Source organism: Nocardiopsis halophila DSM 44494 (assembly GCF_000341245.1).
Lineage (GTDB): Bacteria > Actinomycetota > Actinomycetes > Streptosporangiales > Streptosporangiaceae > Nocardiopsis_A > Nocardiopsis_A halophila.
The window spans coordinates 56,653-77,747 of the sequence record NZ_ANAD01000157.1 but is presented as its reverse complement, the minus strand read 5'-3'; the positions used below and the strand labels follow the sequence as shown (position 1 = coordinate 77,747).

Below are 21,095 nucleotides of genomic sequence, written 5' to 3'. Positions count from 1 at the left end.
TCCCCCTCATCGACCCCGCCGACAGCTACTACTGGCACGCTGGCGAGACCGGCCACAATGAGCTGCTCGTGGCGCGTGCCCTCGCGCGCTACGGCGGTGACACCTCCCGGGTCCTCGTGGCGACCAAGGGCGGCCGCGGCCGCTCCGGTGACGGGGGCTGGACGGTCACGGGAACGCCCCATCACCTCAAGCGCGCGGCCGAGGCCTCCGTGAAGAGGCTGGGGACCGAAGCGATCGGCCTCTACCAGCTGCACAAGCCGGACCCGGACGTGCCCTGGGCGGAGTCCGTGGGAGCCCTACGGGAGCTGCTGGATGCGGGGACCATTCGCGCCGCAGGCATCTCGAACGTGACCACCGGACAGATCACCGAGGCCCACGGCATCCTGGGCCCGCACCTGGTGTCCGTACAGAACCGGTACTCGCCCGCGGTGCGCGATAGCGAACCGGAACTGCGGCTGTGCGAACGCCTCGGCCTGGCGTTCCTGCCGTGGAGCCCCCTGGGCGGCATCTCCCGCAGCTCCCTGGAGGGGCCGTCGGGTCCGGCGTCCGAGGGCACCGCATTCCACCGCATCGCGGCCGAGCGCAGGGTCAGCCCCCAGCAGGTCGCCCTGGCCTGGCTGCTGTCCCGCTCCACCGCGGTGGTCCCGATCCCGGGCGCCGGCCGCCCGGCGTCGATCCGGGACTCGGCCAAGGCGCCCGGTCTGGACCTGAGCGGGGAGGAGCTGGCGCGGCTGGAAGAGGCGGTTCCGCGGTGATCAGTTCTCCGTCCGGCGGTCGGCGGCGCCGGCCGCCTCGGCGCGCCGGTTCAGGATCGTCTCGAACACCTGGGCCAGCTCCGCGGCGTCCTCGCCCGCGTGGTGGGTGTGCGGGAGTCCGGTGAGCCCGAGCGACTGCTTGATGTCGCTCTTGCGGGAGGAGGACCATTCCCGGCCTGTGAGGCCCATCCAGTAGCTGCGCAGGTCGACGCCGGCCCCCGTCACTCCGAACGGGCTCTTGCCGATGTAGCGCATGAAGTACCAGTGGAGGAACATGCCGTCCCATACCGCTGGGCCGGCGAGGAAGACGGGGCGGCCGACCGTGCGCAGCCCCTCGACCCATGTGGCCGCGCGCTCCATCGCGTCCTCAGGGGCGGGCGCCTCGCGCAGGAGCCGGTCCCGGTCGAGCCCTGAGACGGCGAGCGCTTCAGGGACGAAGTCGTCGGAGATCGGACGCAGTTCGGTGTAGAAGGAGTGCTCGGGCCGGGAGACGACGGACATGCCCAAGGAGATCATGCTGTAGGGGCCGGGGATCGGTCCGTCGGCCTCGATATCGACGGCGACGTAGAGCTCGGGGGGTCGTGGTGGCTTGGCCATGGGCGACAACGTAATCGCCCACGGCGCGCACCACCACCCTTTTCCGGCAGAGGGGTGCGCGCGGCCGTTCAGGGGCCTGGGGCCGTCCTGGTGCGGGGACGGCGGGGGCGAGTGGAAATGTCATGGGGCCGTGGGAGAACCGTGGGGAAAGGTACGGCTCCCGCGCCTGAGAGGACCCCCGAGATGACCATCGCCGTCACGACTCCGACCGGCCGTGTGGGATCGCGTGTGGTGCGGATGCTGCTGCAGGCGGGCGTGCGGCCGCGGGTGCTGGTCCGCGACCCGGCGCGGCTGGACACGGCGGTCCGGGAACGGGTCGACGTCCGCCAGGGCGACCTCACCGACGGCGCCTTCGTGCGCGAGGCGGTGGCGGGTGCGCGCTCGGTCTTCTGGGTCGACCCCACGCCGCACACCGACGCCGAACCGGTCGCGACCTCGCGCCGGACCGCGGCCCCCGTCGCCGACGCCGCCCGCGAGGGCGACATCGCGCGCCTGGTGCTGCTGAGCAGCATCGGCGCCGAGAAGCGGCACGGGGTCGGCCACATCGACGGCCTGGCCGGGATCGAGGAGGACTTCGACGCCACCGGGGCGGACGTGCTCCACCTGCGCTGCGGCTACTTCTTCACCAACCTGGCGATGGACGCCGGGTCCCTGGCGCAGGGGGTGCTCTCCACCACGGCCGACCTCGACGCGCCGCTGGCCTGGGTGGACCCCCGCGACATCGGCGACGTCGCCGCCGCCCGGCTGCTGAACGAGGAGTGGAAGGGGCGCGTGGTCCAGGCCGTGCACGGCCCGGAGGACCTCAGCTTCCGGCGCGTCGCCGAGATCCTCACCGGCGTGCTCGGCAGGACCGTCCGGGCCGAGGCGGTGGCCGACGACGATGTGCGGGGCGCCCTGCGCGCGGCCGGCCTTCCGGAGGGTGCCGTCGAGGGCATCGTCGGGATGATGGCGGGCACCCGCGACCTGGTCCGTGAGCAGCCCCGGGACGTGGTCACGACCACCCCGACGACCCTCGCGGAATGGGCCTACGCGCACCTGCGCCCGATCGTGCCCGGCAGCGCGTGAGCCGGGCCGTGCGGGCCTGCTGGAGGCACTGCTAGAGGCATTCGTCGAAGTCGGTCGAGAAGACCTGTTCCGGGAGGTCGTAGCAGATGCCGACGGTGGGGAAGCCGACGATGTCCTCGCGGAAACCGGGATCGGAGATCGCGAGCAGCCCCTGGTCGGGCGCGTCCGCGAAGGAGACCTCGTACGGCGAGAAGGACGTCTCCGACGCCGGCGCGAGCCCGGAGTCGTACGGTGCCTCAGGAGAGACGTCCCCCTCCCCGGTGGCGATGGTGAGAACGGCCCCGGTGTCCCCCAGGGACCCGCGCCCGGTCCTCTGCAGGGTGAAGGTGAGCGTGTCCCCGGAACGATCGGCTTTGAGGACGTCGATGTAGGAGTAGTCGATCGTCGATTGGGAGAGCATGAACTGGGCGGGCTCGGACCATGCACCGCCCACCTCTGTCGTCTGGGCTTCATCGCGGAGCCCCGCTTGGGCCGTAGCGCGGTATCCGGCGTTCTCGCCTTCCGCGAGGGCTCCCGGGGGCGGTGCGGAACCGCTCTCGGCGCCGTTCCCCGCGTCTGCTCCGTCTCCTGACCCGCTGGAGGCCGCGTCGGAGGCCCCACCGCGCCCGTCAGCGCCCTCGTCGCCTTCCCCGGTGCCGTCAGCCCCGCCGTCGGTTCCGTTCTCTTCCCCGGCCACGTCACGGGGGGCCCGCGCTTCTCCGTCCAAGGCGTTCACCGCCACCACGGTGCCCGCCGCTCCCAGGGCCAGCGCGGCGGCCGCTCCGGCCGCGACGAGCAGCGGGCGGCGCAGGCGCCCGGGGGACCTGAGCATCTGCTCCGGGGGCTTGTCCGGGACGAATCCCGTCCAGGAGCGGGTGACGATCGACGTGGTGAGCTCGGTGTCGTCGTCCGCTTCTCCGCCCGGTGTCCGGTCGCTCGTGGAGAGCCGGAGGGATGCCCGGAGGACGGCGGCCGCGGTCGGTCGCAGATCGGGATCTTTATGGAGGGCAGGGATGACGAGGTCGTGGAACGCGGGCGGGAGCCCGTCCACGTCGGGTGCGGATTCGGCGACCCGGTGGGCGAGCACGGCCGGGTTGCCCGTACCGAACGGAGGGCGTCCGGTCCCGGCGAAGGCGACCAGGCCGCCCCAGGCGAAGACGTCGGAGCGGTCGGTCGCGGAGGCGCCCCGGTAGCGCTCCGGGCTGGTCCACCCGGGCGTCCCCACGAGGCCGCCGGTGCGGGTGAGGCCGGTCTCGTCGGGCAGGTGCGCGATTCCGAAGTCGAGGATCTTGGGTCCGTCCGGCGACAGGATCACGTTGCCCGGTTTGAGATCACGGTGGACGACCCCCGCCCCGTGGATGGCCCGCAGCGCCTCCGCGGAGGCGGCGGCGAACGCGGCCAGGCGCGCCGGGTCGAGCGGCCCGTTCTCGCGCACGTGGGACCTGAGGGTGGGGCCCGAAACGTACTCGGTCGCGAGCCAGGGTGTCGGTGATTCCAGATCGGAGCCGAAGAAGAGCGGGACGTAGGGACTCCGGACGCGGCGGATCAGAGCGATCTCCCGCGCGAAGCGCGCGCGGAACTCGGGATCGCCGGCGTACTCGGGATGGACCGTCTTGACCGCGATCAGCGCTCCGCCGTTCGTCCGTGCGGCGTAGACGGTCCCCATGCCGCCCGCGCCGATACGTGCGACCAGCCGGTGGGGCCCAAGGGCCCGCGGGTCCTCCGAGTCGAGCGGCTTCACTGCGAATCCTCGGGTTCCGCCCAGGTGTGCGAGTCGGCGGGGTCGCGGTCAGGGCCGGCGTGGTCGGGGCTTCCCGGCACGGCGGTGGCATCGCACATGTATCCGCCGTGCAGGTGCGTCAGTCCCCAGCTCGACCCGTCATCCGTGTAGCACAGGGCGGACGGGATGTCCGGGTCGGGGGTGAAGCCCCAGAAGTCCATGCCCGCGATCGAGTAGTGGATCTCCCCCACCGGGGGCGCGTCGGGAACGGTGAAGGAGAATTCGGCCTGAGGGGCGTCGGCCGTGACCACCGCCAGCGGTTCGTCCTCGGCGGCCGGGTACTCGTCGTACGACCCCGAGAAGAGGTACACGTCCGCGTCCGGGTCCGATTCCGGGGAGCCCTCCAGGTCGCGGGGCCACATGAGGCGGAAGTCGCTGCCGTGCACGGTGTAGCTGCCGGCATCCGCGGCGAAGGTGACCGTACCGGTGAACCGGATCCCGGCCCCGGTCGCCTCGGCCGCGTCCAGGGTGATCGTGGCGAGGATGGCCTCGCTTCGGAAGAGCGCGTCCTCCGCCCCTTCGACCGCGCGGACGGTGAAGACGCCCGGCTCCTGATGCGCCGCGGCGAAGGTGATGTCCCAGTCCGGCTCCGGGACCTCCTCCACGAGGCCGGGGCCTCCGTGCCCGACGTCGGACGCGGTCGGACCGGGGACGTCCGGCGGCCCTGCCTGCCCGCCGTCCGTACCATCGGCGGCTTCCTGCTCGGAGGCCGTTCCGGGGGAGCGCTCCAGCATCCCTGAGCGCTCCCCGACGATCCAGCCGCCGGCGACGGCGAGCACGAGCGCCGACACGGCGGCCGCGGAGACCAGGAGGCGCCGTTTCCTGCGTGGCGCCGGAGCCCCCGCCGGTGCGTACGAGGGCCACCGGGAGGTATCGGCCGTGGTGTGGTCCGGCAACGGCCGCCAGTCCTCGGCGAGGGTCGCGGTGAGGGCTGTGAGGGTNGGGGCGGGGGGGCCCGCCGCTCCGGGGCCTTGTCGAGGGCGGCGGAGACCAAAGGGGCCAGGGGCCCGGGGAGGTCGCCGATCTCCGGTGGCTCGCTCATGACCCGGTAGGCGAGCACATCCGGTGGGCCCGACCCGAAGGGCGCGTTGCCCGTCGCCGCGAAGGCGATCAGGCCGCCCCAGGCGAAGACGTCGGCGGCGGGGGCGGGAGGAGCGCCCGCGTACAGCTCCGGGGCGATCCACCCGGGTGTCCCGAACAGCGCACCGGTGGAGGTGATCGCCGTCTCCTCAAGGGCGCGGGCGATACCGAAGTCGAGCACCTTGGGGCCGGTGGGCGCGAGGATCACGTTCCCGGGCTTGAGGTCGCGGTGGACGATGCCCAGGGCGTGCAGAGCCTGGAGGGCCTCGGCGACCCCGGCTGCGAACGCCCGCAGCGGAGGGCCCTGGAGCGGGCCGTGCGTGCGGACATGGGCGCGCAGGGTGGGACCGGCGACGTACTCGGTCGCGAGCCACGGGCGCGCCGCCTCGGTATCGGCGTCGAAGAAACGCGGGATGCAGGGGCTTTGCGCACGTCGGACCAGGGCGACTTCGCGGGCGAAGCGCGCGCGGAAGTCGGAGTCCTCGGTCAGTTCGCGGTGGACGACCTTCACCGCCGCAGGCTGCTCCTGGGGAGTGAGCGCGGCGAACACGGTACCCATGCCGCCGGCTCCGAGGCGGCCGAGAAGACGGAAGGGGCCGATGGTCCGGGGATCGTGCGGACCGAGCGGGGGGATGCCGGGGGGAGGGGCCACGGTCGACTTTCGTGCGGGGTTGAGTTGTCTGTAGGGATGATAGGGCCGTGGGGCCCCTAGCGCGATCCCTTCACTCATGCGTGCTCTCCCCCCGCTCGCGGACGTAGGCGCGCCGCTCGGTTCCGGTCGACGCCGCTCGGCGCGGTCGGGTACCAGGGCCGGTGCGGACGGAGAGGGGTAGGCGGGCAAGCGCTTTCCGATTATGGTGTGGCCTCCGTGCGTCGTGAGGAGGCAGGCTCGTGACCGTCGTGCAACGGACCCTGCGAAGGGTCGCCGCCGTCGCCGCAGGGGCGTCGGTGCTGGTCCTGGTGATTGGGCTGGGGGGTGTCGCGGCTGATGGGAAGCCGGACGGCCCTCGGGCGGAGGTGCTGGATCGAGGGCTCGTCGCCGTCGACACCCAGGAAGGCGTTTTCCTGAGTTGGCGCCTGCTCGGAGACGAGGTCACCGGGCACTCCGATACGGGGATGGCGGGCCCCTCCTTCGCCGTGTACCGGGACGGGGAGAGGATCGCCACCGTCGACGACAGCACGAACCACCTCGACGAGGACGGCGGCCCGGACGCGCGCTACACGGTCGTGCCGACGGGGCAGGACCGGAAGGGGGCGCCGCAAGGGCAGGCCTCGGTCCGGGCCGACGGGCACTACGACATCCCCTTGCAGAAGCCCGAAGGCGGCGTCACCCCCGCCGGCGAGGAGTACGAGTACAGGGCCAACGATGCGAGCGTCGGGGACGTCGACGGCGACGGGCGCTACGAGTTCGTCGTGAAATGGGACCCGACCAACTCCAAGGACGTCTCGCAGGTCGGCTACACCGGCAACGCCTACCTCGACACCTACACGCTCGACGGTGGGCTGCTGCACCGCATCGACCTCGGGGTGAACATCCGCGCCGGGGCCCACTACACCCAGTTCGTCGTGTACGACCTCGACGGCGACGGACGGTCCGAGATCATGCTCAAGACCGCACCGGGCACCAGGACGCTGACCTACGACGAGCAGGGCGGGCAGGCCGCCGCCGAGTACGTGACCATGCCGAAGAAGGACCGCAAGGCCGGGTACTCGCACGAGGACGACTACCGGCTGAGCGCCGAGGGGTACCGCGAGCACCTCGTGGAGACCTTCCTCGGCTGGCACGAGCACCCCGAGGTCCGGGCGGGCCACTGGCCGGAGACGGTGGAAGAGGGGCTGGGGGAGGACCCCCGGTACGGCTATCCGCTGAAGCGCGAGGACGCCGAGGCGCTCGCGGACTTCTTCATCGACGAGTACGCCCCCGGGCGCAGTGAGCGGAACGATCTGAGGGCCTTCGAGGGCTTCATCTTGGACGGTCCGGAGTATCTGAGCGTCTTCGACGGCGAGTCCGGCAAGGAGCTCGACACGGTCCGGTACGAACCCGGCCGGGGCGACGACGGCCTCATGTGGGGCGACTACGCGATGTCGCGGATCGAGCCCGGAAACCGCGTGGACCGCTTTCTGGCCGGCGTCGCCTACCTGGACGGGGAGTCGGCCTCGGCCGTCTTCGCCCGCGGCTACTACACCCGCTCGGCCATCGCCGCCTATGACTTCAACGGCAAGAAGATCCGGAAGCGCTGGCTCGCCGACAGCGGCCATGTCCCGATGGAGAACCCGTTCAACGACTCTCCGCACAACAAGGACGGCACCGATCCGAAGATGGGGGCGCTCGCGAGCCAGGGCTTCCACCACATGAGCGCGGCCGACGTCGACGGCGACGGACGCCAGGAGATCGTCTACGGCTCGGCGACCGTGGACGACGACGGGACCCTGCTCTACTCCTCCACCGGTGAAGGGCACCCGGACAGCGAGGTGTCCGGGGAGGAGGTCAAGTTCGGCCACGGCGACGCGATGCACGTGGGCGACTTCGACCCCGTCCGGGACGGCTTGGAGATCTGGACGGTCCATGAGAGCGGTACGGCCCCCTACGGCTATGCGATGCGCGACGCGGCCACCGGGGAGTTCCTCTTCGGCGGCTACACCGGGACGGACACCGGGCGGGGCATGGTCGGCGACATCGACCCGGACGTGCCCGGCGTCGAGGCGTGGTCCTCGGTGACGCACACCGGCGAACGGACGGGCCTCTGGAGCGCGAAGGGCGGTTTCCTGGGAGAGGAGACGCCCGGCACGAACATGGGCATCCGCTGGGCCGCGGACATGACCACTCAGGTGATCGAAGGGATCGACACTGAGGACAGGACGGAGGCTCCGCGGATCGAGGACTGGCGGCGGGGCACGCTCCTGACCGCCGATGGGACCCTCACCAACAACGGCACCAAGGGCAATCCCTCGCTCGTGGCCGACGTCTTCGGCGACTGGCGGGAGGAGCTGGTCCTCCGCACGGAGGACAGCTCCGCGCTGCGGATCCACACCAGTACCGAGGTGACCGACCGGAAGCTCTACACGCTCATGCACGACCCGCAGTACCGCGTCGGTGTGGCGACCCAGCAGACCGCGTACAACCAGCCCGCCTATCCGAGCTTCATGCTCGCCTCGGACACCGACTGGTCGGCGGTTCCGGTGCCCGAATGAAGGGTGGCGCCTGAAGGGCGGTGGAGGGGGCGCCGGGGAGTGCCGGTGAGCGTCCTCGGGCCCGTGCCGCTGCGCGAAGGCGCACGGCGCGGGCCTTCCGCATCCCGGGGGCCTCGGGCCGGTTCTCGGGGGCGGGCCGAAACCGTGCGGATACGGACGCGAGGTGGCGGGTTCCTACTGTCCGGCTTCGGTCCCGGTGTCGGAGGGATCGGCTTCGGAGCCCGCGGCCCGGCCTCCCCGGTGCTTGCGGGCGTAGGCGCGGGCGGCGCGGACGCGGTCGCCGCAGCGGGTGGAGCACCAGTGGCGGCGCGGGTGCGTGCGCAGGAGGTAGCGGTCGCACGGGGGCGACCCGCAGGCCGCCAGGCGGTCCGCCTCCGGGGAGGTGAGCAGTTCTGCCGTGTTGTCGGCCAGCGCCGCCAGGGCGTGGTCGACCGCCTGGTCGATCGTGTGCACCGCGGTGCGGTGCAGGCCCCGCACGGGGTCCCAGGCCAGGGGGGCGGCGGAGGCCACCTTGGTCATGGCGGCGTTGACGGCACTGAGCGCGTCGCCGGGGGCGGGGCCCCGCTCGATACGCGCGGAGAGGAGGGCGCGCACCTGTCCCCGCAGCGACCGCAGTCGTGCGGCGCAGGGCTCGTAGAGCACGGTGTCCGCGGGGACGAGCCCGCGCTCGATCAACCACCGCGCCGCATCCCCGGGCTCGGCGAGCAGGTCGATCCGCCGCCCGCCGGGAAGGGTGAGGGTGCTGTCGGCGAAATCGAGCGCCGGGTACAGCTCCGCCCCGGGAGCGGGCGTGACGTCCGCGACGTCCGTGCGAGCGGCGTCGGCGGTCAGGGCGTCGTCCATGCCGCTCATGTTAGNTTGTGGGGGGGCCTGCCCAGCCGTGAGAGGCGGGTGTCCGCGACGGCCGGGTCACGCCTGCTCCTCGCCGGGCACGACCGGACCGCCCCTCCACTTCTGGAAGACGATGTTCGTGTGCACGAACGCCACCTCCCGGCGCGAGGTGAAGTGCTCCAGCACGAGCCTCTGCAGGGCGGAGATGCTCTCGGCGGCCACGCGGACCAGGAAGTCGTCGGGGCCCGTGAGGTGGCAGATCTCCTGGACCTCGGGCCGGTTCAACGTGTTCTCGATGAACGGGGCGACCAGGCTCTGGCGGTGCGGGTTGAAGCGCACGGACAGGTAGGCCTCGACGGGCCGTCCGACCTTCCCGACGTCCACCAGCGCCGTGTAGCCCTCGATGACGCCGGAACCGCGCAGCCGCCGCACCCGGGCCAGGCACGTCGACGGTGCGACCCCGCAGGCGTCGGCGAGTTCCTTGTTGGGGAGGCGAGCGTTCTTCTGCAACTCGGCCAGGATGGTCAGGTCCACCGCATCCAGTTCGATCGCTCGTGACATGGGGCGAATGTTATGCGGTGAGTGTCCGCTCTGGCAGAGGATCTCTCCATACTCGCCCCGATCATCGGTCGAATCGAACGGGGGAAGCATGCCGGGGAGCATGTCGGGCGGGATCCCGCTCTTCGTGGCGGCCACCGTGCTCATGCTGGTGGTCCCGGGGCCGGACTTCGTCCTGGTCACGAGGAACGCGCTGGCGGGGGGACGCAGGGCCGGGTACCTGACTATGGCGGGCATCTGCTGCGGGCTGGCCTGCCTGACGGCCGTGGCCGGCACCGGCGCCGTCGCGGCGATCGCCTCGCGCCGGGGGCTGCTCGACGTCCTGAGCGTCATCGGGGGCGGGTACCTGGCCGTCCTCGGAGGCGTCCTCGCCTATGGGGCCCTGAGGCGCCGGCCGAAGGGGGAGGCCGAAACGGCCGGGCGCGCGCGCCCCATGCGGGCTCCGGTGCTCCAGGGGTTTCTGAACAACATCCTCAACCCCAAGGCGCTGGTGTTCTATATGACCTTCATGCCGCAGTTCATTCGGCCGGACGGTCCAGTCGCCGCACAGACGTCGGTGCTCGGTCTTCTCGTGGTGGGCTGTGCCGCCCTGTGGTGGGGGCTGTACGTCACGGCCGTCACGAGCCTGAGCGGCCTGCTCGCCCGTCCCCGGGTGCGCCGGGGCATCGACGCCGGTGCGGGAACGGCCCTGGCGGGCCTCGGGCTGTGGATGGTCGGCGGTCCGGCCCTCGGCTGAGCGGGGCGGGCCGTGCGGGGTGCAGGAGGAGTTGACAGTCCACTATGGACGGTTCATTCTTGGGGTATCCGTCCACAGTGGACACTCGGAGGTCGCCATGAGCCGTACCCCTTCCAGCGCCGGGTCGCCCGGCCGGTCCGACCTGCGGGTCGGCGACGCGGAGCGGGAGCGGACCGCCGCGGCCGTCAGCGACGCCGCTGCCGCCGGCTATCTGCGCATCGACGAATTGGACGGCCGCCTCGAAGCGGTGTGGTCCGCGCGTACCGCGGGCGAGCTCGAAGAGGTGGTCGCCGACATCCCTCCGGACCGGGCCGAGCGCCCCGCCGAGCCCCCGGCGGAGGACCGCGGCGAGGCCGGGGAGCGCCGCCGCGCGCCCGGGACCACCGGCTTCCGCGCACACCTTTCCTCCTACATCGGAGGGATGACGCTGCTCGTCGGAATCTGGCTCGTGGTCGGCATCACCGCCGGCGCCTGGTACCCCTGGTTCATCTGGCCCGCCCTCGGCTGGGGGATCGGCGTCGCGGCGAACGGGATGGGCGTCCGCCGGCGCGCACGGCGTGGAGAACCGCACCGGTCGCGGTGCGGCTCGCGCGCCCGGGCATGGGAGCGGCACCACGTCGCCGCCGACCGCCACCGCGCCGCGGCCATGAAGTACGCGCTGGGGCAGAGCAGTCCGATGGACCGGGGAACAACGGCGGAGCGGAACTGACCGGCCCCTCCTCACCAGTGCCGAATCCTCACCAGTTCCGGGGCGAGCGCGGCGACGAGCGCAGCGCCTCGGCGATCGCCTTCACCGCCTCTTCGAGGTCGAGCAGGTCCCTTCGGCCGAAGCGCAGGAGGCGGATCTGGGGGTGCGCGTCGAGGACCGCTTTATGGCGATCGCAGTCGGCGCGTCTCAGCGGGGTCGATGACGCCTCGACGGCCAGAGGCCCCTTCTCCCACCAGAGGTCGGCGTAGGCCCGGCGTCCGTTCGGCAGGGGGAGGGCATGCTGGAGGTCGTCCGGCGGGATACCGGTATCGCTGCACAGCAGGCGGAGCCGGGTCTGCAGGGGGTTCCGGGACCGGCCGTCGCTCAGTGGCCACCACGGGCGCGACCTGCGGCTGCCCGGGCGGGCGGTGTTCTGGTCGGCCAGGACGGGCAGGCGGTCCGCATGCACCAGCCCTTGGTGGACTGCGGAGTCCATCAGGCTGACGGCGGTCTCGCGGTCGGTCTGCAGGGCCGCGTCCCTCAGTGTTCGTCCAGGGCAGGTGACACGGACGCCGTGCCGGACGACCACGTCCCCGCGGTCGATCCGCCACCTGTTCGTCCGGACGCCCCGCACGGGGCGGGATCGCAGGGAGCGGGGGAGGGTGAACTGCAGCGGCCCCGGCTCCGCCGGGTGGGCGAGCCCGTGCAGGCCCCACAGGCGGGCGGCCGTGAGGCCGGAGGCCACCGCGTGCGGGCCGAGCGCCAATTGCGCCGCCTGGGCGTGCCGGAACAGGGGGAGGAGCGGCGCCCGCTCGGCGCACGGGAACGGGCGGACGCTGTAGACGCCGGGGACGGCGAACGCGGGCCGCCACCGGTGGCTGTCGACCAGGGTGCGGATGTCGGTGCGGGACAGCCCGCAGGCGCGGGCTTGGGCGGTGGTGATCAGGCCGTACTGGCAGGAGGCGGTGCGGTGAACGCGGCGGAGGTCCGTCCGGAGCAGTGCCATGACCGCACTGTGGACCGCCGCGGGGCGGAGCGGGGGAGCGTTCGCCCTCCTGTGGACGGGGCGGAGGACCGGGGACCTCTGGGGCTCGGACCCGGTGTGCAGGGCCGGGCCCGAGCCGGCGGGATCAGGCCGCGGCCGCTGCGAACTGGGCGCGGTGCAGGCGTGCGTAGGCGCCGTCCGCCTTGAGCAGCTCCTTGTGCGAGCCCTGTTCGATGATCCGCCCCTCCTCCATCACGAGGATGGTGTCGGCGTCGCGGATCGTGGACAGCCGGTGGGCGATGACGAAGCTCGTCCGTCCCTGCCGCAGGGTGGCCATGCCCTGCTGGACCAGCATCTCGGTCCGCGTGTCCACCGAGCTGGTCGCCTCGTCGAGCACCAGGATCGACGGTTCGACCAGGAAGGCGCGGGCGATCGTGATCAGCTGCCGCTCGCCGGCGCTGAGACCGTCGCCCTCATCGTCGACCACCGTGTCGTAGCCGTCGGGCAGCGTGCGGATGAGGTGGTCGGCCTGGACCGCGCGCGCGGCGTCGACGACCTCCTCGCGTGTGGCCTCCGGCCGTCCGTAGGCGATGTTCTCGGCGATCGTGCCCCCGAACAGCCAGGTGTCCTGCAGCACCATCCCGATGCGCCGGCGGAGGGCGTCCCGTGCCATGGACGCGATGTCCGCGCCGTCCACGGTGATCGTGCCCGAGCGCAGCTCGTAGAAGCGGAGCAGGAGGTTCACCAGGGTCGTCTTCCCCGCGCCGGTGGGGCCGACGATCGCCACGGTGGTCCCGGGCTCCACGGTCAGCGACAGGTCTTCGATCAAAGGCTCGTCCTCTTTGTAACGGAACGAAGCTCCATCGAAGGCGACCCGGCCGGCGGCGGGCGACGCCTCAGACCGGACCGGTCGGGCGGCGTCGGGCTCCAGCTCCTCGGCGTCGAGCAGCCCGAACACGCGCTCGGCCGAGGCGACCGCCGACTGGATCTGCCCGGCCGTGGACGCCAGGGTCGTGATCGGCTGGTTGAACTGCATGACGTACTGGATGAACGCCTGGATCTCGCCGATGGTGAGAGCGCCCGAGGCCACCCGCAGGCCTCCGACGACGGCGACGAGGACGTAGGCGATGTTGCCCAGGAACGTGGTCGCCGGCGCCATCAGCCCCGAGACGAACTGCGCCTTGACCGCGGAGGTGTACAGCTCCGTGTTGTGCTCGTGGAATTCACGGGCCGACTCCTCATGGCGGCCGAACGCGGTCACCAGCTCGTGCCCGGTGAAGGTCTCCTCGATGTGGCCGTTGAGGCGGCCGGTGGCCGCCCACTGGCGTTTGAAGTGCGGCTGGGCGCGGCCGCCCACCCAGCGCACCGCCCACAGCGTCACCGGAACCGTCGCCAGGACCACCGCTGTCAGCAGAGGGGACAGCACCAGCATCATGGCCACCGACCCGACGAGCCCGAGCGTCGATCCCAGAAAGCGCGTCATGATGCCCTGCGCCGTCTGGGACAGGTTGTCGATGTCGTTGGTGACCCGGGACAGCACCTCCCCGCGGGTCCGGGTGTCGAAGTAGGACAGGGGGAGCCGCGCCAGCTTGGTCTCGGCCTCCTCCCGGAGCCTGAAGGCCGCGCGCTGGGTGACCGCCGTCGTCGCCCGCCCCAGGAGGACCTGGCACAGGCCTGCCACGAGCGCCATCGTGCCGACCGCGCCGAGGATCCACCAGGCGGTCGCGGCCGAGGGGGCCTCCCCGCGGGCGAAGGCGAGGAAGGCGTCGGTCGCCTTCCCCAACAGCATGGGGGTCGCGGTGCTCAGCACGGACACGGCCAGGACCAAGGTGAGGACGCCGATGACCGGTCGGCGTTCGCGGCCCAGGCGGGCGAGGAGCCGCCGCGCCGTGGCCGAGAAGTCGGCGGGGCGCTGTCCGGGCGCCTGCTGCATGGTCACACGGCCTCCTCGGTGACGAGCTGGGAGTCGACGATCTCGGCGTAGGTGGCGCTCGCGGACACCAGCTCCTCGTGGGTGCCCACCGCCTCCACGCGGCCGGCGTCGAGCACGACGATGCGGTCCGCGTCGCGGATGGTGGAGACCCGCTGGGCGACGATGAGGCGTGCGGCCTGGCCGAGGTGCGTGTCGAGGGCGGAGCGCACGGCGGCGTCGGTCGCGGTGTCCAGCGCCGAGAACGCGTCGTCGAACAGGTAGATGCGCGGGCGCGCGACCAGTGCGCGGGCGATGGCCAGCCGCTGGCGCTGGCCGCCGGAGACGGTGGTGCCGCCCTGTCCGACGACGGTGTCCAGGCCGTCGGGGAACCCTCGTACGAAGTCGGCGGCCTGGGCGGTCTCCAGCGCCTGCCAGAGCCGGGCGTCGTCGGCGTGGGGGTCGCCGTAGCGCAGGTTCGAGGCGATCGTCCCGGAGAACAGGTGGGCGCGCTGGGGGACCAGGCCGACGGCGCCGGCGAGGGCGCGGCGGTCCATGTCGCGCACGTCGGTGCCGTCGATGAGCACCGACCCCGCGTCGGGGGCCACGAGCCGGGCCGCCAGCCTGACGAGGGTCGTCTTGCCCGAGCCTGTGGAGCCGACGACCGCCGTCGTCTCGCCGGGCCGGGCCCACAGGTCGACGCCGTGCAGCACCGGCTGCTCGGCCCCGGGGTAGGAGAAGACGACGCCGCGGAGGTCCAGCCGGCCCGGAGGGGGCCCCGGCGCGGCCCCGACGCCTTCCGCGGACCTGTCGGACCTGTCGTGCCGTGTGGGCGCGACCGGCCGCTCGGGATCGGCGATGGCCGGCTCGGCGGCCAGGACCTCCCGGATCCGCCCGGCCGCGACGCGGGCGCGCGGGGCCAGGATGAACACCGTCATCGCCATCATCACCGCGACGAGGATCTGGGCGAGGTAGTTCAGGAAGGCGATGAGCGCGCCGACCTGCATGTCGCCCTCGACGACGCGCGGCCCGCCCAGGGCGACGACCGCGACCGAGGCCAGCGTCGCCACGGTCATCGCCGACGCCCCGAAGTAGGCCTGGAGGCGGCCCAGCCTCTGGGCGACCTCCATCAGGTCGGTATTGGCCCGCATGAAGCGCTCGTGCTCGCGCCGTTCGCGGACGAAGGCGCGGATCACCCGGATGCCGGTGATCTGCTCGCGCAGCACCCGGTTGACCTCGTCGATGCGGCCCTGCATGAGCTGCGAGGGCGCCGTCATCGCGGCGATGACCAGGCCGACCGCGGCCACCAGGACGGGGACGGCCACCAGCAGGACGCCGGTCAGGGCGACGTCCTGGCGCAGCGCCATGACGGTCCCGCCGACGCCCATCAGGGGAGCGGAGACCAGCAGGGTCAGCAGCGTGAACAGCAGGAGCTGGATCTGCTGCACGTCGTTGGTGGTGCGGGTGATCAGGGAGGGCGCGCCGAAGCGGCCGAACTCCTCGGCGGAGAAGCGCTGGACGTGCGCGAAGAGCGCGGCGCGCAGGTCCCGGCCCAGGGCCATGGACACGCGCGATCCGAGGTAGACGGCCGCGGCGGCGGCGGTGACCTGCACCAGCGTCACCGCCAGCATGGCGCCGCCCAGCCGCAGGACGGTACCGGTGTCGCCCGAGGCGACCCCGCGGTCGATGATCGCGGCGTTGAGCGCGGGCAGGAGCAGCATCCCCAGGGCCTGGACCAGCTGGAGGACGAGCAGGAGGGCGATCGGCACGGCGTAGGGCCCGAGGCGGCCCCGCAGGAGGGGGACCAGCGCCGGGGGCGAGGCCGTGCTGGAGCGGTTCGGCATGGGCCCGAGCCTAGCCGAGAGGGTACTCCGGGTGTAATTTTTTATTCGGTTGAATCTTCGCCTTGGTAGAGTGCCGTTGTGGACGAGCCCCTCACCCTGCGCGAACGCAAGAAGCGAGCGACCCGCACCGCCCTCGGCCTCGCCGCCCTGGACCTCTTCGAGGAGCGGGGGTTCGACGCCGTGTCCGTGGCCGAGGTCGCCGACCGGGTCGAGGTCTCCAAGAAGACCGTGTTCAACTACTTCGAGGTCAAGGAGGACCTCATCCTCGGCTTCGGGGCGCACCACATCGACGAGCCGGCCGAGGCCGTCCGCAACCGCGGGCCGGGCCTCACACCGCTGGACGCGATGCGGGACTACGTGATGACCGCCCTGGAAGAGCGCCAGCCCTTCCTCGGCATGAGCGACGCCCCCGTGGCGATGCGCGTTCAGGAGCTGATCAGAAGGACGCCCGCGCTCCAGGCGCGGCACATGCAGTACATGGAGATGACGCGCGCACGTCTGGCGGAGGCCCTCATGGAGGAGAAGGGGTCCCGCCTGTCGGCGCGGCTGGTGGCCGCACAGCTCCATGCGGCCCAGCAGGTCCTCGCCGCCGAGAACGCCCGGCGGCTGCTGGAAGGGGAGTCGCCCGACGACATCTACCCCGACGCGGTGGCCAACGCCCGCCACGCCTTCGACTGGCTGGAACGGGGGTTCGGGGACCTGCTGCGCCGCCCGGCCGAAAAAGGTGCGTCACGGCATGCGGAACCCAGCGGGGACAGGGCGTAGCGTGGCGCCGACGCCACTTACCCCCTCATCGGAGGACCCTGTATGAAACTCGGCTTCTCCCTTCCGCAGTTCGGTGCGGCGGCGCACCGGCCCCAGGACATCGCGCGGTTCTCCCGGCAGGCAGAGGAGATGGGCGCCGACAGCCTCTGGGTCGGCGACCGTCTCCTCGCCGCGGTGGACCCCCTGGTCGGATACGGCGGCGGCGACACCGTTCCCCGGCAGTTCCGAGCCGCGCTCGACCCTTTCACCGTCCTCACCGCCGCGGCGGACGCCACCGAGAGCGCGCTGCTGGGCACCAACGTCATCAACGCTCCCTGGTACCCGCCGGCGCTGCTCGCCCGCTCCTTCGCCGGGATCGACCTGCTGAGCGGCGGGCGGCTGCTCCCGGGGCTGGGCACCGGCTGGTCGCCCGAGGAGTACGAGGCCGTGGGCGTGCCGATGGCCGAGCGCGGACGCCGGCTGGACGAGACCCTCGACGTGCTCGACGCGTTCTGGTCCGACGGGACCGTCGCCCACAGCGGCCCGCACTGGACGGTGGCGCCCAGCCACGTCGAGGTCAAGCCGGCCCAGCGCCCCCGTCCGCCCATCTACCTGGGCGGCTTCGCCCCCGCCGCTTTGGAGCGCGTGGGACGGCGGGCCGACGGCTTCCTCCCGATCACCACCGTCCCCGGAGGCCCCGACCTCGGCCGGGCCGTGGACCGCCCGCTGGCCGCGGTCCGCGAGGCGGCCGAGCGCCACGGGCGCGACCCGAACGCGCTGGACGTGGTCCTGCGCATCAACCCCGACCCCGAGGCCCGGGTGGAGGACATCGCCACCACCGTGCTGGAGGCCGGGCGCGAACACGGAGTGGGCCACGCCTTCGTCGACCTGATGTACCTCGCCGAGGACGTCGACCGGACGCTCGACCTGGCCGAGCGGATCCTGGAGAAGGTGCGCGGACGCTGACGGCAGTGGAAATCCCCCCGGCAAAGGCTGGGGCGGGGGATCGCCGGTCCGTGCCGCACAGGTGAGAAAGGTGGGAATGGCGCGCCAGAGGAAACTCGGGCGTGACGCGCTTCACCTTTCTTTCGAGTGCGTGTCCACACTGGGATTTCGCGCCTTCGGACAGGTGGAATCGCTCTTGTGGGTGCGGGCACGGGTCGATAGCTTCCGGAAGTGTCGTTTCCCTTCAGGGGGACAACCGGTCCCGCCCCTAGGCGCGAGGGGGCGGGACCATCCCGTCTGCGCTGGCAGAATGGACGGGTGGCCGCCTCGGGGGGAAGAAGTACGTCCATGACCAATGCCGGGCAAGGCGAGCAGGTAGATGCGCAGAAGGCGCAGAAGGCCTCAGAGCTGATCGGTTCCGCGGTGCAGGGTGTGCACGGCGGTGACGAGGCGGCCGTCGATGCCGCGGTGGCGCAATTGGCGGAGTCCTCGAGTCCTGGATGGAAACGGGCCGTGGACCAGGCCCTGCTCGGACTTCTCACCTCCACCGTCGCCCATGCGTGGCGGCTGTACTGGCAGCCGGCCGAGCTGGTCCGCCACGCCCGTCGTGTCCAAGGCGAGGACGCCGGGCGGATGTGCGCCGAGGCGGTCCTCGCAGAGCACCAGGGGCATGCGCCGGACGCGCTCGATCCGCGCTGGCGGGAACAGGTCCGGGTGCTCGGGCAGGACCGGCCCGACCGGGGCGGCGCGTTCACCCTGGACCACCGGCCGATCCGCTTCGAGGCCGTCGAGCTCGCCGTGCACCTGGACGCGCTCCTGGAGAGCCTGCCGCCGCTGCAGCGCCTGTGCCCCCGCCCCGGTGAGGCCGCGGCCCAGGGGCCGGGCCCGTCCGGGTCGCCCAAGCTCGACCGGGTGCGCGCGCTCCTGGCCAAGGCCGAGTCGACGGACTTCCCCGACGAGGCCGAGGCCCTCACCGCGCGGGCCCAGGCCATCATGGCCCGGCACAGCATCGATGAGGCGCTCCTGGCGCCGGGCCGGGCCCCGTCGGAGGCGGTCGGTATCCGGCTCCCCGTCGACGCCCCTTACGACGACCACAAGGCCGCGCTGTTCAACGTGGTCGCCGAGGCCAACCACTGCCGGGCCGTGTGGCACCAGGAGCTCGGGCTGTGCACGGTCGTCGGCCGCCCCGCCGATCTGGAGGGGGTCGAGCTGCTGGCGACGTCCCTGCTCGCGCAGGCGTCCTCGGCCATGGTCGCCACCGGCCGCAAGCGCGACCGGGCGGGGCGCGGGAACCGGAAGGCGTTCCGGGCCTCGTTCTGGGCGGCCTTCGCCGACCGCATCGGCGAGCGCCTGGAGCGCAGCGCCCAGGAGGCGGAGCGGGAGGCCGCCGCCGAGCACGCCGCGCAGGGGCGCGACCTGGTGCCGCTGTTCGCCGAGCGCAAGCGCGAGGTGGACGCCGCCGTGGACCGCATGTTCGAGGAGCTGACCTATTCGAGGGTTCGCGGGCCGGCCGACATCGAGGGCTGGCACGCCGGGCGTGCCGCGGCCGACAGCGCCGCCCTGCGCGCCCGGGAGCGGATCTCCGACGGATGACCCGGAGGTGCCGGGGGACCGAGCGACCGAGGGGCGAGGGACGAATCGCCGCCTGCCCCTGTGTACGTCCCGTGGTCGCCCCTGGTTCACCCGTCACGCGTACTAGGGTTGTCCGGTCGTCGGTGAGGAGAAGGGCGGGACGGGCGTGGGACCGGCTGATCTGGACACCGCACTCGGGCGCAGGGTGGCCGGTGCCGCGGACGCCGCGGTCTCCCGGCGCGGGGCCGTGTCCGTGCTCGACGTGTTCGCCTCCCTGGGGTGGGTGACCGACAAGGCGGTCGACCGGTGGCGCCGCGAGCAGGTCCCGGCGCTCCAGCACGTGGCCCAGGCCCCGCCGGAGAAGCTGCGCACGGCCGTCGCCCTTCTGGAGGCATGGGCGCGGGGCCGGGGCATGGAGTGCCAAGAGGGCGGCTACCTTGCCGCCGCCCGCGGACAGCGGCTCCTGCGGTTCATCGAGGGCGCGGACGGCGCCGAGGAACGGGCGTTCCGCGCGCACTGGGTCGCGGCCGAGGCCACCGCGGCCCAGCGCAGGCGGGAGGAGAACCGCCGCACCAAGGTCCCCGACCTGGTCGTCGAGGAGGCCGTGGGCGCATGGGAGTGCGCGGACTGCGGGGCCGAGAGCCAGGCCCTGCGGTTCATGGAGGGTGCGGCCGCGCACTGCCTGGAGTGCGCGGACATGGACCACCTCGTCTTCCTCCCGTCCGGCGACGCGGCGCTCACCCGCCGGGCCAAGAAGGAGAGCGGGCTCTCGGCGGTGGTCGTGCGCTGGATCCGGTCCCGCCGCAAGTTCCGGCGCATCGGCCTGCTGGTGGAGGAGCCGGCCCTTGAAGCGGCGGAGCGCCAGTGCCTCGCAGACGAGGACGCCCGCGCGCTCCGGAGGGAGCGCGACGCCGAGCGCAGGGCGCTGCAGGACGTCGACTTCCAGAGGCGCTTCGCGGCGGAGATCCTGGACCGCTTCCCGCGCTGCCCCCGCGACCGCGCCGAGCGCATCGCCCTGCACACGGGGGCGCGGGGGAGCGGCCGCGTGGGGCGTTCGGAGGCCGGACGCGACCTCGACCCCGGGGCCGTGCGGCGCTCCGTGGTCGCCTCGGTCCGTCATGAGGACACCCCCTACGACGACCTCCTGATGAGCGGGGTCCCCCGCGAAGAGGCCCGCGCGCGCATCGCCTCCCAGATCGATCGCGTCCTGGAGGCGTGGGCCTGAGGGCCCCGCTCATCGGCCCGGGTCAGCGCCCGGGGGACGGCGGGCGGCCCCCGGGCGGCGAATGGTCTTCCCGGGGGGCCCGCGGGGTGTCAGCCGCGCACGGCCAAGGCGTCGATCTCGAAGAGCATCCCGGGAAGCGCGAGGGAGGCCACGCCCAGCAGGGTCTGCGGGGGCGGCCGGTCGCCCCAGGTCCCTGTGATGTGGCGGGGGAGGGTCTCCAGCCTCTCGGGTGAGTGGTCGACGATGTAGGTGTTCAGCTTGATGACGTGCGAGTGGTCGACGCCTGCAGCCCGCAGTGCCGTGCCGAGGTTGGCCAGGGCCAGCTCGACCTGGGCCGCGAAGCCCTCGGCGGCCACGCCTCCCTGGGCGTCCGAGGCGTACTGGCCGGCGATGGCGACCACTTCGCCGCGGGCGGTCGCCACGTGGCTGTAGCCGAAGCGCGTCGGGTCGTGCAGTCCGTCGGGGTTGGTGATGGCGATGGTCATCCGGGATCCCTTCCGTTCGTTCTTTATCTGGATGTCGAATATCCAGGATTACTGTCCAAGAAAGGCCCCTCCTGCAGAGGGGTCGCCGGCGTCGCTGGAGTGCCCTCAGCGCTGTCAGCGCCGTA

At 72.7% G+C, this 21,095-nt stretch carries 18 protein-coding genes and 1 pseudogene; 9 read left to right on the top strand and 10 right to left on the bottom strand.

Annotation, left to right across the window (positions count from 1 at the left end; genetic code table 11):
* On the top strand, window positions 1-755 hold a 755-nt coding region (locus tag D450_RS0118555), incomplete at its 5' end, for an aldo/keto reductase (protein ID WP_017540155.1).
* Here D450_RS0118555 and D450_RS0118550 read toward each other — a convergent pair.
* Window positions 756-1,352 carry a 3'-5' exonuclease gene (locus D450_RS0118550; protein WP_017540154.1) on the bottom strand — a complete coding sequence of 199 codons (597 nt, stop codon included), beginning with the start codon at window positions 1,350-1,352 and terminating at the stop codon, window positions 756-758.
* 183 nt (window positions 1,353-1,535) lie between these two features.
* On the opposite strand from D450_RS0118550, the gene D450_RS0118545 reads away from it, so the two are divergent.
* Window positions 1,536-2,417 carry an NmrA family NAD(P)-binding protein gene (locus D450_RS0118545; RefSeq protein ID WP_017540153.1) on the top strand — a complete coding sequence of 294 codons (882 nt, stop codon included), beginning with the start codon at window positions 1,536-1,538 and terminating at the stop codon, window positions 2,415-2,417.
* A 31-nt stretch (window positions 2,418-2,448) separates the two neighbouring features.
* Here the strand turns inward: D450_RS0118545 and D450_RS0118540 are convergent, their stop codons facing one another.
* The 3 genes and pseudogenes from D450_RS0118540 to D450_RS34780 form a co-directional block, all read right to left on the bottom strand.
* Window positions 2,449-4,137, bottom strand: a complete 1,689-nt coding sequence (locus tag D450_RS0118540; protein ID WP_017540152.1) for a serine/threonine-protein kinase — start codon at window positions 4,135-4,137, stop codon at window positions 2,449-2,451.
* The gene (locus tag D450_RS34785) at window positions 4,134-4,967 is read right to left on the bottom strand and encodes a hypothetical protein (RefSeq protein WP_017540151.1); all 834 of its coding nucleotides are present in this window, start codon (window positions 4,965-4,967) and stop codon (window positions 4,134-4,136) included. The genes D450_RS0118540 and D450_RS34785 overlap by 4 nt, the downstream gene beginning before the upstream one ends.
* A gap of 338 nt (window positions 4,968-5,305) precedes the next feature.
* Window positions 5,306-5,815, bottom strand: a pseudogene (locus tag D450_RS34780) (serine/threonine-protein kinase); the annotation flags it as partial.
* Between the two features lie 332 nt (window positions 5,816-6,147).
* On the opposite strand from D450_RS34780, the gene D450_RS0118525 reads away from it, so the two are divergent.
* Window positions 6,148-8,448 (top strand): rhamnogalacturonan lyase, encoded by a 2,301-nt coding sequence (locus tag D450_RS0118525; RefSeq protein WP_017540149.1) that lies wholly within the window; start codon window positions 6,148-6,150, stop codon window positions 8,446-8,448.
* A gap of 174 nt (window positions 8,449-8,622) precedes the next feature.
* Here the strand turns inward: D450_RS0118525 and D450_RS0118520 are convergent, their stop codons facing one another.
* Entirely contained in the window at window positions 8,623-9,291 is a 669-nt protein-coding gene (locus D450_RS0118520; RefSeq protein WP_017540148.1) for a CGNR zinc finger domain-containing protein, read from the bottom strand.
* A gap of 66 nt (window positions 9,292-9,357) precedes the next feature.
* Window positions 9,358-9,840: an Lrp/AsnC family transcriptional regulator gene (locus tag D450_RS0118515; RefSeq protein ID WP_026128636.1), complete on the bottom strand. Its 483-nt coding sequence runs from the start codon at window positions 9,838-9,840 to the stop codon at window positions 9,358-9,360.
* A gap of 100 nt (window positions 9,841-9,940) precedes the next feature.
* On the opposite strand from D450_RS0118515, the gene D450_RS32605 reads away from it, so the two are divergent.
* Together D450_RS32605 and D450_RS31900 are read left to right on the top strand one after the other, a co-directional pair.
* Window positions 9,941-10,573: a LysE family translocator gene (locus D450_RS32605; protein WP_039820643.1), complete on the top strand. Its 633-nt coding sequence runs from the start codon at window positions 9,941-9,943 to the stop codon at window positions 10,571-10,573.
* 97 nt (window positions 10,574-10,670) lie between these two features.
* Window positions 10,671-11,282 carry a DUF1707 domain-containing protein gene (locus D450_RS31900; protein ID WP_017540145.1) on the top strand — a complete coding sequence of 204 codons (612 nt, stop codon included), beginning with the start codon at window positions 10,671-10,673 and terminating at the stop codon, window positions 11,280-11,282.
* Between the two features lie 28 nt (window positions 11,283-11,310).
* Here D450_RS31900 and D450_RS0118500 read toward each other — a convergent pair whose 3' ends face one another.
* The 3 genes from D450_RS0118500 to D450_RS0118490 form a co-directional block, all read right to left on the bottom strand.
* Entirely contained in the window at window positions 11,311-12,267 is a 957-nt protein-coding gene (locus D450_RS0118500) for a type IV toxin-antitoxin system AbiEi family antitoxin domain-containing protein (RefSeq protein ID WP_017540144.1), read from the bottom strand.
* A 124-nt stretch (window positions 12,268-12,391) separates the two neighbouring features.
* On the bottom strand, window positions 12,392-14,179 hold the full coding sequence (locus tag D450_RS0118495) for an ABC transporter ATP-binding protein (RefSeq protein ID WP_241483207.1): 1,788 nt from the start codon (window positions 14,177-14,179) through the stop codon (window positions 12,392-12,394).
* Between the two features lie 2 nt (window positions 14,180-14,181).
* Window positions 14,182-15,999, bottom strand: a complete 1,818-nt coding sequence (locus D450_RS0118490) for an ABC transporter ATP-binding protein (protein ID WP_017540142.1) — start codon at window positions 15,997-15,999, stop codon at window positions 14,182-14,184.
* A 78-nt stretch (window positions 16,000-16,077) separates the two neighbouring features.
* Here D450_RS0118490 and D450_RS0118485 point away from each other — a divergent pair, with 78 nt between their 5' ends.
* The 4 genes from D450_RS0118485 (at window position 16,078) to D450_RS0118470 (ending at window position 20,485) form a co-directional block, all read left to right on the top strand.
* The gene (locus D450_RS0118485) at window positions 16,078-16,764 is read left to right on the top strand and encodes a TetR/AcrR family transcriptional regulator (RefSeq protein ID WP_017540141.1); all 687 of its coding nucleotides are present in this window, start codon (window positions 16,078-16,080) and stop codon (window positions 16,762-16,764) included.
* A 42-nt stretch (window positions 16,765-16,806) separates the two neighbouring features.
* Complete coding sequence (locus D450_RS0118480) at window positions 16,807-17,709, top strand: TIGR03619 family F420-dependent LLM class oxidoreductase (RefSeq protein ID WP_017540140.1); 903 nt, start codon at window positions 16,807-16,809, stop codon at window positions 17,707-17,709.
* Between the two features lie 492 nt (window positions 17,710-18,201).
* Window positions 18,202-19,281, top strand: a complete 1,080-nt coding sequence (locus tag D450_RS0118475; protein WP_017540139.1) for a DUF2786 domain-containing protein — start codon at window positions 18,202-18,204, stop codon at window positions 19,279-19,281.
* Window positions 19,282-19,426: 145 nt separating this feature from the next.
* Window positions 19,427-20,485 carry a DUF2293 domain-containing protein gene (locus D450_RS0118470; protein ID WP_017540138.1) on the top strand — a complete coding sequence of 353 codons (1,059 nt, stop codon included), beginning with the start codon at window positions 19,427-19,429 and terminating at the stop codon, window positions 20,483-20,485.
* Window positions 20,486-20,574: 89 nt separating this feature from the next.
* On the opposite strand, the gene D450_RS0118465 is transcribed toward D450_RS0118470, so the two are convergent.
* Window positions 20,575-20,970 carry a RidA family protein gene (locus tag D450_RS0118465; RefSeq protein WP_017540137.1) on the bottom strand — a complete coding sequence of 132 codons (396 nt, stop codon included), beginning with the start codon at window positions 20,968-20,970 and terminating at the stop codon, window positions 20,575-20,577.
* Between the last annotated feature and the right edge of the window lie 125 nt (window positions 20,971-21,095).

Bases quoted from the DNA above. Each gene is read 5' to 3' on its own strand.
- D450_RS0118550 (WP_017540154.1), bottom strand. From the start codon at position 1,352: ATGGCCAAGCCACCACGACCCCCCGAGCTCTACGTCGCCGTCGATATC.
- D450_RS0118545 (WP_017540153.1), top strand. From the start codon at position 1,536: ATGACCATCGCCGTCACGACTCCGACCGGCCGTGTGGGATCGCGTGTG.
- D450_RS0118520 (WP_017540148.1), bottom strand. From the start codon at position 9,291: ATGGACGACGCCCTGACCGCCGACGCCGCTCGCACGGACGTCGCGGAC.
- D450_RS0118515 (WP_026128636.1), bottom strand. From the start codon at position 9,840: ATGTCACGAGCGATCGAACTGGATGCGGTGGACCTGACCATCCTGGCC.
- D450_RS32605 (WP_039820643.1), top strand. From the start codon at position 9,941: ATGTCGGGCGGGATCCCGCTCTTCGTGGCGGCCACCGTGCTCATGCTG.
- D450_RS31900 (WP_017540145.1), top strand. From the start codon at position 10,671: ATGAGCCGTACCCCTTCCAGCGCCGGGTCGCCCGGCCGGTCCGACCTG.
- D450_RS0118500 (WP_017540144.1), bottom strand. From the start codon at position 12,267: ATGGCACTGCTCCGGACGGACCTCCGCCGCGTTCACCGCACCGCCTCC.
- D450_RS0118495 (WP_241483207.1), bottom strand. From the start codon at position 14,179: ATGCAGCAGGCGCCCGGACAGCGCCCCGCCGACTTCTCGGCCACGGCG.
- D450_RS0118490 (WP_017540142.1), bottom strand. From the start codon at position 15,999: ATGCCGAACCGCTCCAGCACGGCCTCGCCCCCGGCGCTGGTCCCCCTC.
- D450_RS0118480 (WP_017540140.1), top strand. From the start codon at position 16,807: ATGAAACTCGGCTTCTCCCTTCCGCAGTTCGGTGCGGCGGCGCACCGG.
- D450_RS0118465 (WP_017540137.1), bottom strand. From the start codon at position 20,970: ATGACCATCGCCATCACCAACCCCGACGGACTGCACGACCCGACGCGC.